Genomic DNA, 17844 nt, shown 5'->3' with positions numbered 1-17844 from the left:
GATAGTATTTTTGTAAAATAACTAAGAGAGTGTTTGGAATAAACTTATTGATGGTTTTTAAATTATTAGCAACGCGTATAACACACATAAAAAAAGCGCTTAATAAGCGCTCTATTACTTTAATAAATACCGATACTTACACTAATACTTGACGCGTGTTTGCTATAAAGTGATGTACTTCACGCTCAATTTTAGGGTCAACAGGTTCGTCTGGTCGACGATCATTCGGGCAAGGCATTCTTGGCGTAGTACCAAATAAGCGACAAATTAATGGACGCTCGTCATATACAGTGCAGCCATTGGGACCAAGATGTACACAATTGAACTCGTTTAACGCCGCTTCATGCTCAGCATCTGTTTTTACCGGTAAGCGCGACATTTCCTCTGAAGACGTTGTTACTGGCCCGCAGCAGTCGTGGCATCCTTTTACGCATTCAAACGCTGGAATATTAGCGCGTAATCGTAAAATTACTTCCTGATTTTTGTACATCACTATTTATACCCTTTATTTTTGCAACGCACTGACGCGGCAACTTTACTAATTTCTCCACAATGCATCAAAGCGATGCCTAAGCCTAGAGTGGCTAGATCAGCTATAGTACGCTTTGCACTGCCCAAAAATCAAGCTAAGTTAGCATTTAGTTACGCCATAGCGCTAATATACACAGCTTATAAACTAAATATTATTTATTAAGCAGGATGAATAAAGTAGTAAGCTGGCCGTTGTTATTATTTTACTTAAACACTTTGTTACCTAAAAATACTGTTTAAAATTACTCAGCTATTTATACTAGTGCAAATGAAAAATATTTTTTGAGGTAGTTGTGCAGATCATACAAGGTATGGAGTATTTTTTTTCGGGTTTTAAATTAATTACTCAAAAGGGATTAAAGCGTTTTGTGTTTATTCCGTTGTTAATTAATATTTTACTTTTTGGTAGCTCGTTGTTTTTTTTATTTGGCTGGTTAAGCGACAGTTTTAGCTACATAAATAATATGCTACCCGAGTGGTTAAGCTGGCTTGAGTGGTTAATGTGGCCCATTGCCCTGTTAATAGTGCTGTTTAGCTACAGTATGTTATTTACTGTAATCACAAACTTTATTGCCGCACCTTTTAATGGTTTACTCAGTGAAAAAGTTGAGTTGCATTTAACAGGTCAAAAAATTAATGATGATGGCTTGGCTGAATTATTAAAAGATGTGCCACGCATGCTTGGCCGAGAGTGGACAAAACTTTGCTATTACCTTCCCCGCGCCATTGGCTTTTTTATATTGTTATGGGTGTTGCCGGTTATAGGGCAAATACTGTGGGTGCTTTTTTCGTGTTGGATGTTTGCCGTGCAATACCAAGATTACGCGTTCGATAATCATAAAATCAGCTTTAAGCAAATGAAAACCGATTTACAAAGCAAGCAAGGTTTATCGTACGGGTTTGGTTTTGCAGTAATGTTGCTAACAGCCATTCCGTTGGTAAATTTAATTGTAATGCCTGTTGCTGTTTGTGGTGGCACCAAGTTATGGGTTGATAACTTTCGCAGCCAATACCGAACTCAATAATATGAAATAAAAAATGGGTCACTTGACCCATTTTTTATTTAACCTTAACTCTGGTTATTTACTAATTCATCATTAGCTATACAAGCTTTGTGGCACTTTGGTCACATTTAAATGCACGGTCACTTCCTCGCGATCATGATATAAATGCTTAGCTTGTAACTCATAGCTTATACCGTATTTTTCTAGTTCAGCTCTGATCATGCTTAAACACTCGTAAACACTATCAAAGCGTTTTTTCATTGGCAGCTTTAAGTTAAAAATAAGCTCTTTAGCATATGCATTTACTGCCCAGTCAATCATTAGGCTGGTTACTTTAGTTGGCTTTTCTACCATGTCGCATACTAACCAAGTAATGTTGCGTTTTTCTGGGCGATATTTAAAGCCATCGGCCCTAAAGTGCTTTACCTGCCCTGTTTGCATTAAATCATCGTTCATTGGGCCATTATCTATCGCGCTTACAAACATACCACGGCGCACTAACTGATAAGTCCAGCCACCTGGACACGCCCCTAAGTCAACACTGCGCATTCCGGCTGCAACGCGTGACTCGCGTTGTTGTTCTGGAATAAACACATTAAATGCTTCATCTAATTTTAAAGTAGAGCGGCTTGGCGCATCACTTGGCATACGTAAACGTAAAATACCCATAAAAAATGGCGAGTTATTAAAGCTATACGAGTAACCCACATAAGCTGTGTTGTTAGTTAAAAACAGTACATGCATTACTGGGCGGTTTGCTTTTGGCTCGCGCAGTACAATATTACGTTTTTCGAGGGCTTTTTTAAGGGGCGTTGATATTTTTTTACAAAAGGTTAAAAGCTCTTTGCCTTCGTTGGTATCGGGGGTTTCTACACGTAGCTCAGAGCACAAGGTAAAATCTTTAGCAGCCTCTACAACGGCCCCTACACGATCTTCTACTGGCATGTTTTCGATCAGCGTACCAGCAAACCATTGACGAGCAAACACCATGTTTTTAAAATCAACTTTTTTAATTATTTCGTCGCCATGCTGCGCGTCAAAACACTCATAAATAACATAACCGGTATTTGGCTTTGCTTTAACATAACCGGCAAAACCTTGCTCGGCAGCGTGGAACGTTATTTCAGCAGCGGCATCGTTTTCAAACCCACTACGACAGTAAATTACAACACTAGACATATTAACCCTTTAAAACTTAAATCGTGCAACTTGCACTAAAATAACAATCCAACCAATAATAAAGCATAAACCACCCAATGGGGTTATTGGGCCTAGCCACTTCATACCTGTTATGGCAAGTAAGTATAAACTGCCACTAAAAAGCAGTGTGCCCGCAATAAAAAAACCGCCAGCCCAATTGAGGTTAATACCCCACTTAATTAACACCGCCACAGCTATAAGCGCTAATCCATGCACCATTTGGTACTCAGCTGCGGTTTTAAACACACCTAATGAGTACTCCGACAGTCGGCTTTTTAAACCGTGGGCGGCAAAAGCCCCTAGCATTACCGACAGCATACAAAAAAAGCTCCCGGTCATTAAAAATAATTTAATCATTTATTACTCTCTCGAATACTTATTTAACAATGCATTTTATAAAGCGCACAGCACTTTGTACTGCAGTTGCTCGATTTTGCGCCTCACTAACGCCACTTTTTTTACGCGGTTTTAGTGAATGGTCACCATCGGGTAGCCAGCAATATTCTGGTTGCTTGGGCATTAACATAGTAGCTAGCTCCTCACGAGTACCAAACGTATCGCGCTCACCTTGTAATACCAAAAATGGGCAGCCTATATCAGCAAAATGATCGGTGCGTAGCTTTTCAGGCTTGCCTGGCGGATGAAACGGATAGCCAAACGCTAATACACCTAAAATAGCATGCTCGCTAGTACAGGCAAGCATTGACGCCATTCGTCCCCCCATAGATTTGCCACCAATAAATAACGGCAACCCTGGCTGTGCATGGCTAAGTATTTGCTCATAGTAGCTAAGCAATTTAGGCGCGCGATCGGGTGGGCGGCGTTTATTGGTTTGTTTCGCTATTTGCATATATTCAAAATCAAATAAACCAACATCAATCCCTTGCTCACTAATGAGTTGTGCCATATTTTGCATAAACTCATGGTCGCTACCGGCTCCTGCACCATGGGCAAAAATAAACTGTGCTATAGCTGGCTGCTGTGTACTTTTAAACCATTCAATCATATTAATACTCTTGTTCTTGCTCTACTAAGCTCAGCATCCATTCTTTAAATGACACTATTTTACCCATTTCAGTTTGCGACTCGCGCAGCACTAAATAATAAGCGTTTTTACTCTCTAAACTATGATTAAACGGGATCACTAATCGTCCGGCGTCAATATCGGGCTTAGCGAGTACACTATTGCCTATAGCCACACCTTGACCATGCACTGCGGCTTGTAACACCATAGATGAGTGACTAAAAATAGGCCCTTGGTTAACTTGTACATTACGTACACCGGCGGTTTTCATCCATGTTTTCCAATTTTTACGCGTGGTGTCGTGCAATAAAGTATGGTGCGCTAAATCACTGGGTTGATTAAGTGGCTTAATGCCATTTAATAATAGCGGGCTACATAGCGGCACTAAATACTCGGTATGTAACTTAAAAGTTTGCACCCCACTCCAATGCCCCCGGCCATAATAAATAGCAACGTCGACATCGTCGGTTAAAGAGTTTTCGTCTAGATCTTGCGCTTTTATTCGCACGTCTATTTCTGGGTGTAACTCATTAAATAAACTTAATCTGGGCACTAGCCACTGAATCGCAAAGCTTGGCGTTAAGCTTACCGTTAAAGAGCCTTTTGCACCTCGTGCTAGTAATTTTTCGGTGGCGTCTATTAGTTGGGTAAATATTTCTTTTATATCGAGAAAGTAACCCTGCCCTTCTTCGGTTAATAATAGCGAGCGGTTTCTGCGTATAAATAGCTTTAAGCCCAAATGTTCTTCTAATGTTTTTATTTGATGACTTACAGCGGCTTGCGTTACATATAGCTCTTCTGCAGCTTTGGTAAAACTTAAATGACGTGCTGCTGCTTCAAAGGCTTTAAGCGCGTTTAATGGAGGGACCCGTCTTGACATGATAACCACGCTTTGAATTAGTTTTTCTTATGCATGGAATTATATATTTAAGGTGTAAAAAAAGCGACCTTAGTCGCTTTTTAAATATTACCTAATATATAGGTTATAAATTATAAATCGCTGGCACTGGTATCAAGCGGTGCAAAGCTTTTAATTAAATCATCTACGGCTTTCATTTGTGTTAAGTAGCCTTCTAATTTACTCAATGCTAGTGCACATGGGCCATCGCATTTTGCTTCATTTGGATTGGGGTGTGCTTCTATAAATAAGCCCGCAATACCAAGTGCCATACCACTGCGAGCAAGCTCTGCTGCTTGGGCGCGACGACCATCAGCCGAATCTGCACGGCCACCTGGGCGTTGTAGTGCATGGGTAGCATCAAAAATAACAGGTGCCATTACTTTCATGTCGTCCATGCCGAGCATATCAACCACTAAGTTATTATATCCAAAGCTTGAACCACGCTCACACAGTGCCACGTTGTTATTACCTGCTTCGTTAAATTTAGTAATAATATGGCGCATTTCGTGTGGGGCTAAAAACTGTGGTTTTTTTACGTTTATAATTGCGCCGGTTTTTGCCATAGCAACAACCAAATCTGTTTGGCGGGCTAAAAATGCCGGTAACTGAATAACGTCAACTACTTCAGCAACAGGTGCTGCTTGATGTGGTTCGTGTACGTCGGTAATTAACGGAATATTAAATGTTTTTTTAATTTCTTCAAATATTTTTAAACCCTCGTCTAAACCCGGGCCGCGGTAAGAGTTGATTGATGAGCGATTAGCTTTATCAAACGACGCTTTAAATACATAAGGGATATTTAATTTAGTGGTTACTTCTACGTAATGCTCTGCAACACGCATGGCTAAATCACGAGACTCTAATACATTAATACCGCCAAACAATACAAACGGTTTGTTGTTTGCAAGTTCTATGTCATTAATTTTAATAATTTGGTTGTTCATTTTTATTCCTTATGGTGCAACTGCTTGCATCATTAATCCACAAATATAAGCCATATAAGTACCTACGCCATAGCCAAGTACCGCTAATAATACACCTACAGGAGCAAGCGACGGGTGAAATGCAGCGGCAACAACGGGTGCAGATGCCGCGCCGCCTACGTTGGCTTGTGAGCCTACCGCCATATAAAATAACGGTGCTTTAATTAGTTTAGCTACAATTAACATTAAGCTCGCATGGGTAAGCATCCATATAATGCCAATTACAAAATACATTGGTGTTTCAAAAATCGCCGTTATATTCATGTGTAAGCCGATTGATGCAACCAAAATATACAAAAATGTAGAAGCAACTTTCGACGCGCCAAACGATTCTATATGGCGTACTTTAGTAAACGATAAACTAATACCAATAGTGGTTGAGATCACGATTAACCAAAAAAACTTACTGTTTAAGCTGTACTCTTGTGCCCATGGGAAATTAGCACCAAAGTAAGGGCCTAAAAAGTCAGCACAAAAATGTGCCAAGCCGGTAATACCAAAGGCAATGGCAATAATCATCATATAATCGTTAAGCGTTGGCATGCGCGCATGCTCAGCATGATATTTTTCAACCCGGTTTTTAAGATCTTCAATGGCGCTGGTATCGGCACCTGTTCTTGCATCAATGGCTTTATGATTCGCTGCCATTAATAATAAAACGGCCATCCATAAGTTAGCAACAATGACATCTACCGTCACCATGGCCGAAAATATATCACCGCCAACTTCAAACATTTCTTTCATTGATGCTTGATTAGCACCGCCACCAATCCAGCTACCTGCTACTGTGGTCATACCGCGCCATACGGCATCGGGGCCATGTCCGCCAATTGCTTCTGGGTACACTGCGCTCATAATTAAAATAGCTAAAGGGCCACCAATAACAATACCAGTAGTACCGGTTAAAAACATAATGAGTGCTTTGGGGCCTAAGTTTATAATGGCTTTTAAATCAATACTTATAGTCAGCAGTATTAAACACGCTGGCAATAAGTAGCGTGACGCTACGTAATATACGTTTGATTTATTACCATCAACAATACCAAAGGTATTAAGTAATGAGGGCAAAAAGTAACATAACAGTAAAGCGGGTACATATTTATAAAATGCTTTAAAACCTGGGTGCTGGCTGTTAGAGGTTTTAAACACAAACCCTAAAATAATAGCCAGTAAACCAAGTACCACAGCATCGTTAGTAATTAATGCAGTTTGGGCTTCAACCATAGTTATTCCTATTTTTAATGGTGAGTTTTATTATTATTGTCTTCTAGTTCTTCTATTTGGTGTTGAATAATCTCTATTGCAGGATCGTCTGGGCATTCATCTACAAAAAACTGTAAATCGTCACGTGCCATTTTAGGGCAACCTAATTGATTGAGTAAATACCCTCTGTCGCGTCGCTCATAAGGGTCGTCACCAATTATATCCATCAGCATTTCGACGCAGTTTAACGCATGACCAAATTTATTTTCGCTAATAAACGACCACTTTTGCTGGGCTAAAAATAATTTATATACTTCGTCGTCAAAAATAAGCTCAAGTGGCTCTTGCTCTTGGGCATTATCTTCATCAACGTTTTCAGGAATGATATACCAGCTTTGTTGGCCGCTGCTTGGCTCAATGGTATAGCCTTCTTCATCACTCATAGCTACATGTATACCAATATCACCTTGGGTAATACTTACACAAGCGTCTAGTTTGGCATGTTGTAAAAAATGGCTGAGTAAAATAGCAAGTGTTGTTGGTGAACCACTGCGCATAGTTAATGTATAGCTTATGCAATTTAATTTGTACTCTGGCACTTTTAAGCTAGAAGCACTAAACAGCCATTCACTATAAAAGCGATCTAATAGCTTATCTAAACGCACATGCTCGTCAGATGTTTGCAGACACAAAGCATCTATTTCCTGTTCAAAGGAAGTTAAAATTTCATAGCTAGGCGTTAAGTCAATCTGAGGGTCCCATTTAGATTCGGCTTGAATACAACGATAAATCGCCGGTGGCAAAAAATCATCATAAGCTTCATCAAAATAAGAATCATCGTGTTCATCAAACCCGAGGGTGGTCATTCATACTACAACATTTTAGAAAACGAAGGCGTAGTTTACTACTTTTTAAGCTAGATACCAATGTAGAGGGGCTTGAATGTGAACTTATGTTTAGAAATAGTTGAGCTTTGTACACAATTATACAAAGCTCAATTGGGCTAATTATTACTTATAAAAGCAGTGCCGACTTAGCGGTTGCTAAATAACCGATAGCTAAAATAACCAAAGTGTTAAAAATGGTATATGCTACTTTTGGTGCTGTTTTTGTTTGTTTTGAGCTAACAATACCAACGGCAATATAAATAATCACTAGCACTATCTTTTCTAATAACCAATATTGCTCAAACGGATTAATTTTAGCGATCCCCATTAGCATTAATGCTGAAACAAGTAACAAAGTGTCTATGCCGTGGCTGCCAATAAACACCAGTTTATTTTTTGCCAACTTACCACTACCCATGCGTGAAAATGAGCGTACATAAAATAAAATTACACTCAACATCGCAATAGCCATGTGTGAATGTTTAACTGCTAAATAATCCATAGTTTTAATACTTCTGTTTAGTTAAATGTTTTTATTTTTAAAAACGAATAAGCAGTGCAAATATTACACTGCTGTAATTTAGTTTAAGAGCACTGTGCAAGTGTAACGCGATCGTTATTGCCTAAGTCTTTCACTGTTTTAATATTTATAAACCCCATTTGTGCAAAAAATTGGCTAACCGCACCACTTTGCTCAAAACCATGTTCGATCAAAAGATAACCTTTAGCGTGAAGATAGTCACGTGATTGGGTAATTATTTGTTTTATATCAGCCAGTCCATCATCATCTGCAACAAGTGCTGAGAGCGGTTCAAAGCGCACATCACCTTGCTTGAGGTGTATATCGGTTGTTTCTATATACGGCGGATTAGATACAATTAAATGAAACTTTTCGCCATTAAGCGCGCTAAACCAATTACTTTGCTTTACTTGCACATTATTAATGGCTAATCGCTGCTGGTTACGTGTAGCAAGTGCAACAGCATCAGCTACTCTATCTACTGCGGTAATTTGCCAAGTGGGCATTTCGCTCCCCAGTGCTAACGCGATTGCGCCAGTCCCTGTGCCTAAATCGAGCACCTTTGCATTACTTGGCACCGCCATTTCAAGCGCTTGCTCTACTAAAGTTTCGGTATCTGGACGCGGTATTAAAGTGGTGGCATTAACCTCTAGCGATAAACTCCAAAATTCACGTTGCCCTGTAATATGTGCAACTGGCTCGCCATTTAAACGCCTTTGGCAAAATGTATCAAATTGCTGCTGTTGCTCTGTACTAAGCGTGCTTTCTGGCCAAGTAAAAAGATAACTGTGAGGTTTTTGCAATATATGCAGTAGTAAAACTTGCGCGTCTAATTTAGCGCTTTCGCTGCTAGGTGCTAATAAATTAGCGCCTGCAGCAATTGCTTGTTCGAGGGTTTGGGTCACTATTATTACTCGTCGCCCATGGCCGCTAGTAAGTCGGCCTGATGCTCTTGCATTAATGGCTCTACAATACAGCTTAAATCACCGGCTACCACTTCGTTTAAGCGATATAGGGTTAAGTTAATACGGTGATCGGTAATACGACCTTGTGGATAGTTATAAGTACGAATACGCTCAGAGCGATCGCCACTGCCTACTAAGTTACGACGCTCAGAGGCTTCTGCTGCATCGCGCTTTTCGTCTTCAGCTTGTTGCAAACGCGCTGCAAGTACCGACATAGCTTTAGCACGGTTTTTATGTTGCGAGCGCTGATCCTGACACTCTACAACCACACCGGTAGGTATATGGGTAATACGAATAGCAGAATCGGTTTTATTTACGTGCTGACCACCCGCGCCTGATGCACGAAACGTATCAACTTTAAGATCGGCCGAATTAATTTCAATTGCCTCAGCTTCTGGTACTTCAGCCATTACCGCAACCGTACACGCAGAGGTATGAACTCGACCTTGCGATTCGGTTTCTGGTACACGTTGTACACGATGCACGCCAGATTCAAATTTCAGCTGACCAAAAACGCCTTCACCACTAATATTAGCAATTATTTCTTTATAGCCGCCGTGCTCACCTTCGTTGGTGGTCACCACATCTACTTTCCATTTTTTAGTTTCGGCATAACGGCTGTACATTCTAAATAAGTCGCCGGCAAATATAGCCGCTTCGTCGCCACCAGTGCCCGCTCGCACTTCTAAATACACGTTATTATTGTCTTTAGGATCTTTTGGCAGCATTAATACTTGAATTTCATCTTCTATGGTCAGTATTTGTGCTTTAGCTTCTTTGTATTCTTCTTGCGCCATTTCACGTATATCTGGGTCTGAATCTTTCAGCATTTCTTCTGCGCTTATTACATCTTGTTGCGCTTGTTGGTAGCTTAAAAACGTTTTTACTACCTCTTCTAAATCTGAGTATTCTTTAGAAAGTGCACGAAAGCGGTTTTGATCACGAATGACCGATGGGTCGCTTAGTAGCGCTTGTACTTCTTCATAACGCTCAACTAAGATTTCTAACTTATGATAAACGGATTCTTTCATTAACTGCTATTCCTGATCAATACCTAACATTTTTTTCAATTGGTTTAACTGAGCCACTTCACCTTTTTTCGCTGCATCTTGAATAGCACGGGTAGGCGCGTGCATTAAGCGATTGGTTAACTTATTGGCCAGCTCTAAAATAACTTTTTCGGCATCTTTACCTGTATTGAGCTGACTCACTGCTCGCTCTACAAGTTCGGACTTTATTGTTTGTACATCGTTTCGATAGTGGCGAATTAAATCCACCGAATCGAGTGAGCGTATCCACATTAAAAACTCTTTAGTGCGCTCGGTAATAATAACTTCAGCCTGCTCAGCGGCTTCTTCTCGGGCACTCATATTCTCGCTAACAATGGTTTGTAAGTCATCAACAGAATATAAATAAGCATCGTCAAGTTCACCCACTTGGCTTTCAATATCGCGAGGAACCGCAATATCAATAAACAACATAGGCTTATAACGACGCTGTTTAAGTGCTTGCTCCACCACACCCTTACCAATAATAGGCAGTGTGCTGGCGGTAGAACTAATAACAATATCGGCTTTATGTAAACGCTCAGGTAGCTGAGCAAGTGCAATTACATCACCCGATACTTGATCCGCTAAACTACGTGCACGCTCAAGGGTTCTGTTCGCAACCGTAATGTTTTGCGGCTCATTTTGGTACAAATGTTTGGCTACTAGCTCAATTGTTTCACCGGCACCAATGAGAAGTACATTGGTTTTATCGAGCTTGCCATAAATATGTTTAGCTAAATTAACCGCCGCATAAGCAACCGACACTGCACTGGCACCAATGTTGGTTTCAGTACGTACTTGCTTAGCAACTGAAAACGTTTTTTGAAATAATCTATCAAACGTCACGCCCACAGCATTATGAGTTTTAGCACTGTTATACGCTTGCTTTATTTGCCCCAAAATTTGCGGCTCGCCCAGTACGAGTGAATCTAGGCCACAGGCTACGCGCATTAAGTGATTTATAGCATCACTACCTTCATGGCAGTAAATGTTTTTACTCAGTTCATGTTCATCCAAACCATGGAAACTAGATAACCACTGCAACAGTGTTTGGGAATTTTGCTGTGCAAGGCTACAATACACTTCAGTTCGATTACAGGTGGAAACAATCACTGCCTCATTAAAATGGGCGTGGCCACTTAATTGCTGTAGCGCCTCTGAAATTTGCTCAGGGGAAAAAGCCACTTTTTCACGTAATTCTACGGGAGCGGTTTTGTGATTAATACCAAGTGCGATTATGGTCATATTTGCCAAATATTGATGAGCCCTACTTTAAAGGCCGCAATTTTATCAAAAATCTCAGGAATATGGAAAGTAAGGAGCAACATTTGATTCGACAATATTTTATTTTAGCTATGTTTTTCTTGTTTTTAGCCGGCTGCGCTCAAAAAAGAAACTTAGAAACAACCACTTACGAAAACTGGAAAACACATCTTGCTGAGCAAAGTATTTGGCAAGTAGAAGGTAAACTTGCTTTTATTAGCCCCGATGAGCGCCAATCTGCAAACTTAAACTGGCAACAGAGCCAAAATAACAATAATTTAGTGCTCACCACTTTTATTGGTACACGTATATTGTCACTCAAACAAACTGCAAATACGGCAGAACTAAACTATGATGGCGAGCAGTATTTTGACACCAATGCAACGGCATTACTAAAACGTTTAACCGGTTTTGCTTTACCGGTAAATAACGCCGACAGTTGGTTAAAAGGCACCATTGATGACCAAACTTTAAAGGTTGATCAATTAGGCCGCGCTAAAAGCGTATTATGGTTTGATAGTACAGGTAAAAAATGGCAAATTGAGTACGCTAGCTTTGTGCAAAAAAGCGGCTACTGGCTTCCCAGCAGACTGACCTTAACCCATCAAAAAATTAAAATTAAAATTCAACTCTACGATTGGCAGTTTAATTAACCATGAATAATATCACTTCATTTTCACTTATTGCGCCGGCAAAGCTCAATCTTTTTTTACATATTAATGGCCGCCGAGATGACGGTTACCATGAACTAGAAACCCTGTTTACGTTTTTAAATTATGGCGACGAACTTAGTTTTGAGTTAAGCGATTTACCTGCAATTATTGTTACCGGCGACACAAATGGCATAGCCACAACCGACAACCTTATCTATAAAGCGGCTTTATTATTGCAAACACAGTGCAAAATAAAGCAAGGCGTGAAAATAAATTTAATTAAACGTTTGCCAATGGGCGGCGGTGTTGGCGGTGGATCATCAGACGCTGCCAGCACATTATTAGCCTTAAATAAGTTGTGGAAAACAGCCCTCAGTTTAGATGAATTAGCTCATTTAGGCTTACAACTAGGTGCCGATGTACCCGTATTCATACATGGTAAAAGCGCCATAGCGCATGGGATTGGTGAGCAATTAGAACAAGTAATGCTTGAGCAAAAGTGGTATTGTGTGGTCTTCCCTAATCAACATGTAAGTACTGCTAAAATATTTACTCATCCTGAACTAAAACGCGACACGCCAAAAATTTCAGGAGACTGGCAACAGCATATTTTAACTAACGATTGCGAATCTTTAGTGAAAAAGCTGTGTCCCGAGGTTGAAAAAACCCTGCAGTGGTTGCTAAAATACGCTCCATCAAAGATGACCGGAACAGGTTCATGTTGTTTTGTAGAATTTGCTACGCAAGTTCAAGCACAAGATGTACTTGCTAATCTCCCCCATACTTGGCAGGGGTTTATCGCATCAAGCGTTAATACTTCTCCCGCTCATACGGAGTTAGCCGCCATATTTGATTGAAGTAACGTACAAGTAGTCATAAGTTAACACGCAGTGGTTTAATTATTGCCTGTTAGTCCAAAAATTCAGTGCCTGAGGAACCCTACCGTGCCTGACATGAAGCTCTTCGCTGGTAACGCAACACCTGAGTTAGCTCAAAAAGTTGCAAAACGTTTATATATTGAATTAGGCGATGCTGTTGTTGGCCGTTTTAGCGACGGTGAGATCAGTGTTCAAATTAATGAAAATGTTCGTGGATCGGATGTTTTCATCTTACAATCAACCTGTGCCCCTACAAACGATAACCTTATGGAACTTATCGTTATGGTTGATGCTCTACGTCGTGCATCTGCCGGTCGTATTACTGCCGTTATTCCTTATTTTGGTTATGCTCGTCAAGATCGTCGTGTACGTTCTGCCCGTGTACCCATTACCGCTAAAGTCGTTGCCGATTTCTTATCTAGTGTAGGTGTTGACCGCGTTCTTACGGTTGATTTACACGCTGAGCAAATCCAAGGCTTCTTTGATGTACCTGTAGATAACGTATTTGGTAGCCCTGTTTTACTTGAAGATATGAAAGCACGTCATTTTGACGACGTTGTTGTTGTATCTCCAGATATTGGTGGCGTTGTACGTGCGCGTGCTATTGCAAAACTACTAAACGATACCGATTTAGCTATTATTGATAAACGTCGCCCACAGGCAAACGTTTCTCAAGTGATGCATATTATTGGTGATGTTGAAGGTCGTGATTGTATTATCGTTGATGATATGATTGATACCGGCGGTACATTATGTAAAGCAGCTGAAGCACTTAAAGAACACGGTGCTAAGCGCGTATTTGCATATGCTACTCACCCTATTCTTTCGGGTAAAGCGGCTGAAAACTTGCGCAATTCAGTGATTGACGAAGTTATTGTAACTGACTCTATTCCACTGTCTGCAGAGCTTAAAGCACTTAATATTGTTAAAGTACTTACACTTGCCGACATGCTTGCAGAAACTATTCGTCGTATTAGTAACGAAGAGTCTATCTCAGCAATGTTTGAGCATTAATTAAAGATCTACTTTAGCGAAGCTAAGTAACTTTAATTTTAAAAAGCGCCTTTTGGCGCTTTTTTCGTAACTGTTATATATTTTGCTGGGGGGCGATGTTATGATAGCGCGCCTTTTGGCTAGGGACCTTGGTCGCAAAGGCCCTATACTTTTAATTATTGGAAACTATTATGTCAAACAAAACTTATGTATATAACGCAGAACTTCGCGAGCAAACTGGTACTGGTGCGAGCCGCCGCCTACGTCGCGAAGACAAAGTGCCTGCTATCGTTTACGGCGCAAACAAAGAAGCTACTTCAATCACTTTAGATCATAAAGATGTGATTAAAGCTCAAGAAAGCGAAGGTTTTTACACGCAAATTCTTACACTTAATATTGGCGGCGAGTCTGTTGAAACTATCCTAAAAGATATTCAACGTCACCCTTTCAAGCCTAAAGTTACACACCTTGATTTCCAACGTATCGATGCAAACCAAAAGCTACATACTATTGTTCCAATCCACTTTGTTGGTGAAGACGTTGTAGAAAAACTTGGTACAACTGTTGTTCGTCAGTTAACTGAAATCGAAATTTCTTGTTTCCCTAAAGCAATCCCTGATTTCGTAACAGTAGATGTTTCAAAATTAGTTGCAGGCGATTCTCTACATATTTCTGATGTTGCATTACCAGCTGGCGTTTCATCAATAGATTTAGCAAAAGGTCCTGGTCACGATCAGTCTATCCTAATTGTTAAAGCTAACAAATCAGCTCCAACTGAAGATGAAGCTGAAGACGCAGCAGAATAATATTTAAGGCTTAACACCTTGAATTCTATTCAAATGCTTGTGGGCCTGGCTAATCCAGGCCCCGAATACGCAAACACACGCCACAATGCAGGTGCTTGGTTCATTGAGCAACTCGCTGCACGCTATAACTGCACTCTAAAACACGATCCTAAATATCACGGCCTTACAGGTAAAGTGATTATTCAAGATCAAGAATTCAAATTATTGATCCCCACTACTTATATGAACTTAAGTGGTAAAGCGGTCGGTAGTTTAGCTAATTTTTTCAAAATTCCTGTGGAAAGCATTTTAGTTGCCCACGATGAATTAGACTTAGAACCTGGCGTTGCCAAATTAAAGAAAGGCGGCGGACACGGCGGTCATAATGGCTTAAAAGACATTATTGCAAAAATGGCAAATCAAAAAGACTTTATGCGCTTGCGCATTGGTGTAGGTCATCCGGGGCATCGTGAAATGGTAACTGGTTGGGTGCTAGGAAAAGCGGCCAAAGCAGACCAAGAAAAAATGGATGCTGCCATTGATGAAGCGGTACGCTGCATGGAAATACTTGCAAAAGATGGTGTGTTAAAAGCACAAAACAGACTACATTCGTTTAAACCCTAGTAACTTGGGTACAAGTTCGCCGTTTAAACGAATCTAAACAAGGTATCTTACTATGGGTTTTAAATGTGGCATTGTTGGCTTGCCTAATGTGGGTAAATCGACACTTTTTAATGCATTAACAAAAGCGGGTATTGAAGCCGCTAACTTTCCTTTTTGTACCATTGAGCCTAATACAGGTGTGGTACCAGTGCCTGATCCTCGCCTAGACGCACTTGCTAAAATTGTAAACCCACAGCGCATTCTTACAACAAGTATGGAGTTTGTAGATATTGCCGGTTTAGTAAAAGGCGCATCTAAAGGTGAAGGTCTTGGTAACCAGTTTTTAGCTAATATTCGTGAAACTGACGCCATTGGCCACGTAGTTCGCTGTTTTAATGATGATAATATTATTCACGTAGCTGGCACTATTGACCCTGCTGATGATATTGACGTTATAAACACTGAATTAGTGCTTGCCGATATGGACAGCGCTGAAAAAGCATCGTTCCGTAATGCTAAAAAAGCTAAAGGTGGCGATAAAGACGCAAAAGAGCAAAATGCAGTACTTGAAAAAGTAAAAGTACACCTTGATGAAGGCTTAACATTACGTTCTTTAGAGTTAACTAAAGAAGAAAAAGCAGCTATCAGCTCTATTAACTTTTTAACTATCAAACCAACAATGTATATTGCTAACGTTGCTGAAGATGGTTTTGAAAACAACCCATACCTTGATGTTGTACGCGCTATTGCCGCAGCAGAAGATGCGATTGTTGTTCCTGTATGTGCTGCTATTGAATCTGAGCTTTCTGAGCTAGATGAAGAAGACAAGCTTGAGTTTATGGCTGATCTTGGTTTAGAAGAGCCAGGCCTTAACCTTGTTATTCGTGGTGGCTATGAATTACTGCAATTACAAACCTACTTTACAGCAGGCGTAAAAGAAGTACGCGCATGGACTATTCCTGTAGGTGCAACTGCGCCACAAGCAGCAGGTAAAATTCATACCGACTTTGAGCGTGGCTTTATTCGCGCACAAACGATTGCTTTTGACGACTTTATTGCCTTTAAGGGTGAGAGCGGCGCAAAAGAAGCAGGTAAAATGCGCCAAGAAGGTAAAGAGTACATTGTAAAAGACGGCGATGTAATGAACTTCTTGTTCAACGTATAAATATACATTACCCAAATTTAGTGTGGTGATGATTTTAAAGGCTCGTTTTTACGAGCCTTTTTTATTTCTTTAATACCTGCTGTGGTTTTTTAACGTCTGTATTTGTTTAGCAAAATTGAAGAACTGCGAATAAGTTTAAGTTTAGTGTTTTTAATGCAGCTAAAAAAACAGCATTTATGCTAAATTTTAGCCGCTTAGCTTACTTTTCCTGCAAACAAACCAAGTTAAGTGTTTTTTTGCAAAAAAGGTGTTGACGAATTTGGGCCATATCAGCATAATACGCCCCGCACTCAGCGATGAAGTGCTAACGAAAAAATATGGCTAAGTAGCTCAGCTGGTTAGAGCACATCACTCATAATGATGGGGTCACAGGTTCAAATCCCGTCTTAGCCACCATTATTTTTTTTGTTACTCAATGAAGAGTTTAAAATAACTACCTAGTGTTTAATTACACAAAGTAATGCGGGAGTGGCGGAATTGGTAGACGCGCTGGATTTAGGTTCCAGTATCTTAGGATGTGAGAGTTCAAGTCTCTCCTTCCGCACCATTCTTGATAAGAATTAAAACTATCAATTGTTTTTGTTGGGATATCGCCAAGCGGTAAGGCACCAGGTTTTGATCCTGGCATTCCCAGGTTCAAATCCTGGTATCCCAGCCAACAATGGCTAAGTAGCTCAGCTGGTTAGAGCACATCACTCATAATGATGGGGTCACAGGTTCAAATCCCGTCTTAGCCACCATTTCTTCTTTTAGAAATGGCTCTGCAAGAGTTAAATTGCAGCTCAATGAAGAGTTTAAAATAACTACCTAGTGTTTAATAACACAAAGTAATGCGGGAGTGGCGGAATTGGTAGACGCGCTGGATTTAGGTTCCAGTAACTTCGGTTGTGAGAGTTCAAGTCTCTCTTTCCGCACCATTTCTTGATAAGAAATAAAACTATCAATTATTCTTTGTTGGGATATCGCCAAGCGGTAAGGCACCAGGTTTTGATCCTGGCATTCCCAGGTTCAAATCCTGGTATCCCAGCCAACTTCTTCTACCAAGGAAAGTTGTTTAAAGAATAGCTCAGCTAAGAGCTTAAAATTGCAAACTGTGTTTTATTACACAAACGATGCGGGAGTGGCGGAATTGGTAGACGCGCTGGATTTAGGTTCCAGTAACTTCGGTTGTGAGAGTTCAAGTCTCTCTTTCCGCACCATTTCTTGATAAGAAATAAAACTATCAATTATTCTTTGT

The 17844-nt window shown here is 40.3% G+C and carries 19 protein-coding genes and 7 tRNA genes; 14 read left to right on the top strand and 12 right to left on the bottom strand.

The annotated features are described in order from the left end of the window. Window positions 1–136: 136 nt before the first annotated feature. Window positions 137–490 (bottom strand): YkgJ family cysteine cluster protein, encoded by a 354-nt coding sequence (locus tag H5079_RS00400; protein WP_011327756.1) that lies wholly within the window; start codon window positions 488–490, stop codon window positions 137–139. 352 nt (window positions 491–842) lie between these two features. Here H5079_RS00400 and cysZ point away from each other — a divergent pair, with 352 nt between their 5' ends. Continuing rightward, window positions 843–1556: a sulfate transporter CysZ gene (cysZ, locus tag H5079_RS00395; protein ID WP_182676878.1), complete on the top strand. Its 714-nt coding sequence runs from the start codon at window positions 843–845 to the stop codon at window positions 1554–1556. Between the two features lie 72 nt (window positions 1557–1628). Here the strand turns inward: cysZ and rlmM are convergent, their stop codons facing one another. From rlmM to hemA, 11 genes are all read right to left on the bottom strand, one after another. Continuing rightward, complete coding sequence (gene rlmM / locus H5079_RS00390) at window positions 1629–2714, bottom strand: 23S rRNA (cytidine(2498)-2'-O)-methyltransferase RlmM (protein ID WP_011327753.1); 1086 nt, start codon at window positions 2712–2714, stop codon at window positions 1629–1631. A 9-nt stretch (window positions 2715–2723) separates the two neighbouring features. Beyond that, the gene (locus H5079_RS00385; protein WP_041454382.1) at window positions 2724–3092 is read right to left on the bottom strand and encodes a DUF423 domain-containing protein; all 369 of its coding nucleotides are present in this window, start codon (window positions 3090–3092) and stop codon (window positions 2724–2726) included. Window positions 3093–3111: 19 nt separating this feature from the next. Next, the gene (locus tag H5079_RS00380) at window positions 3112–3741 is read right to left on the bottom strand and encodes an alpha/beta family hydrolase (RefSeq protein WP_182683214.1); all 630 of its coding nucleotides are present in this window, start codon (window positions 3739–3741) and stop codon (window positions 3112–3114) included. Between the two features lies 1 nt (window position 3742). Continuing rightward, the gene (locus H5079_RS00375) at window positions 3743–4639 is read right to left on the bottom strand and encodes a transcriptional regulator GcvA (RefSeq protein ID WP_011327750.1); all 897 of its coding nucleotides are present in this window, start codon (window positions 4637–4639) and stop codon (window positions 3743–3745) included. 110 nt (window positions 4640–4749) lie between these two features. Further along, window positions 4750–5604 carry a 3-deoxy-8-phosphooctulonate synthase gene (kdsA, locus tag H5079_RS00370; RefSeq protein ID WP_011327749.1) on the bottom strand — a complete coding sequence of 285 codons (855 nt, stop codon included), beginning with the start codon at window positions 5602–5604 and terminating at the stop codon, window positions 4750–4752. A gap of 9 nt (window positions 5605–5613) precedes the next feature. Further along, complete coding sequence (locus H5079_RS00365; RefSeq protein WP_011327748.1) at window positions 5614–6867, bottom strand: DUF819 domain-containing protein; 1254 nt, start codon at window positions 6865–6867, stop codon at window positions 5614–5616. A gap of 14 nt (window positions 6868–6881) precedes the next feature. Then, window positions 6882–7712 carry a tetratricopeptide repeat protein gene (locus H5079_RS00360; RefSeq protein ID WP_011327747.1) on the bottom strand — a complete coding sequence of 277 codons (831 nt, stop codon included), beginning with the start codon at window positions 7710–7712 and terminating at the stop codon, window positions 6882–6884. 148 nt (window positions 7713–7860) lie between these two features. Further along, entirely contained in the window at window positions 7861–8235 is a 375-nt protein-coding gene (locus H5079_RS00355; protein ID WP_179808147.1) for a SirB2 family protein, read from the bottom strand. An 83-nt stretch (window positions 8236–8318) separates the two neighbouring features. Next, window positions 8319–9158 carry a peptide chain release factor N(5)-glutamine methyltransferase gene (gene prmC, locus H5079_RS00350; RefSeq protein WP_086997954.1) on the bottom strand — a complete coding sequence of 280 codons (840 nt, stop codon included), beginning with the start codon at window positions 9156–9158 and terminating at the stop codon, window positions 8319–8321. A gap of 5 nt (window positions 9159–9163) precedes the next feature. Then, window positions 9164–10249 carry a peptide chain release factor 1 gene (gene prfA / locus H5079_RS00345; RefSeq protein ID WP_011327744.1) on the bottom strand — a complete coding sequence of 362 codons (1086 nt, stop codon included), beginning with the start codon at window positions 10247–10249 and terminating at the stop codon, window positions 9164–9166. Window positions 10250–10255: 6 nt separating this feature from the next. Further along, window positions 10256–11512: a glutamyl-tRNA reductase gene (gene hemA / locus H5079_RS00340; protein WP_041454381.1), complete on the bottom strand. Its 1257-nt coding sequence runs from the start codon at window positions 11510–11512 to the stop codon at window positions 10256–10258. Between the two features lie 83 nt (window positions 11513–11595). Between hemA and lolB the strand changes: the two genes are divergently transcribed. From lolB to H5079_RS00275, 13 genes are all read left to right on the top strand, one after another. Further along, entirely contained in the window at window positions 11596–12183 is a 588-nt protein-coding gene (gene lolB, locus H5079_RS00335; protein WP_086998003.1) for a lipoprotein insertase outer membrane protein LolB, read from the top strand. Window positions 12184–12185: 2 nt separating this feature from the next. Then, the gene (gene ispE, locus H5079_RS00330; protein WP_011327741.1) at window positions 12186–13040 is read left to right on the top strand and encodes a 4-(cytidine 5'-diphospho)-2-C-methyl-D-erythritol kinase; all 855 of its coding nucleotides are present in this window, start codon (window positions 12186–12188) and stop codon (window positions 13038–13040) included. Between the two features lie 87 nt (window positions 13041–13127). Then, a complete protein-coding gene (locus H5079_RS00325; protein ID WP_011327740.1) occupies window positions 13128–14075 on the top strand; it encodes a ribose-phosphate pyrophosphokinase in 948 nt (315 codons plus the stop codon). A 170-nt stretch (window positions 14076–14245) separates the two neighbouring features. Next, on the top strand, window positions 14246–14860 hold the full coding sequence (locus H5079_RS00320) for a 50S ribosomal protein L25/general stress protein Ctc (protein WP_011327739.1): 615 nt from the start codon (window positions 14246–14248) through the stop codon (window positions 14858–14860). A gap of 18 nt (window positions 14861–14878) precedes the next feature. After that, window positions 14879–15463 carry an aminoacyl-tRNA hydrolase gene (pth, locus tag H5079_RS00315; RefSeq protein ID WP_011327738.1) on the top strand — a complete coding sequence of 195 codons (585 nt, stop codon included), beginning with the start codon at window positions 14879–14881 and terminating at the stop codon, window positions 15461–15463. Between the two features lie 52 nt (window positions 15464–15515). Continuing rightward, a complete protein-coding gene (gene ychF, locus H5079_RS00310) occupies window positions 15516–16607 on the top strand; it encodes a redox-regulated ATPase YchF (protein ID WP_011327737.1) in 1092 nt (363 codons plus the stop codon). A gap of 319 nt (window positions 16608–16926) precedes the next feature. After that, window positions 16927–17003, top strand: a tRNA-Met gene (locus tag H5079_RS00305). A 66-nt stretch (window positions 17004–17069) separates the two neighbouring features. Beyond that, window positions 17070–17154 (top strand) — tRNA-Leu (locus H5079_RS00300). Window positions 17155–17190: 36 nt separating this feature from the next. Then, a tRNA-Gln gene (locus H5079_RS00295) sits at window positions 17191–17265 on the top strand. 5 nt (window positions 17266–17270) lie between these two features. Then, window positions 17271–17347, top strand: a tRNA-Met gene (locus tag H5079_RS00290). Between the two features lie 92 nt (window positions 17348–17439). Then, window positions 17440–17524: transfer RNA gene (locus tag H5079_RS00285), tRNA-Leu, on the top strand. 38 nt (window positions 17525–17562) lie between these two features. Next, a tRNA-Gln gene (locus H5079_RS00280) sits at window positions 17563–17637 on the top strand. 84 nt (window positions 17638–17721) lie between these two features. After that, window positions 17722–17806 (top strand) — tRNA-Leu (locus H5079_RS00275). The last annotated feature ends 38 nt before the right edge of the window (window positions 17807–17844 follow it).

The sequence above is a fragment of the Pseudoalteromonas sp. SG44-5 genome (genome assembly GCF_014164175.1).
GTDB lineage: Bacteria > Pseudomonadota > Gammaproteobacteria > Enterobacterales > Alteromonadaceae > Pseudoalteromonas > Pseudoalteromonas nigrifaciens.
Note: the sequence above shows the minus strand (reverse complement) of the source record. Positions and strands in the feature narration are given on the sequence as shown.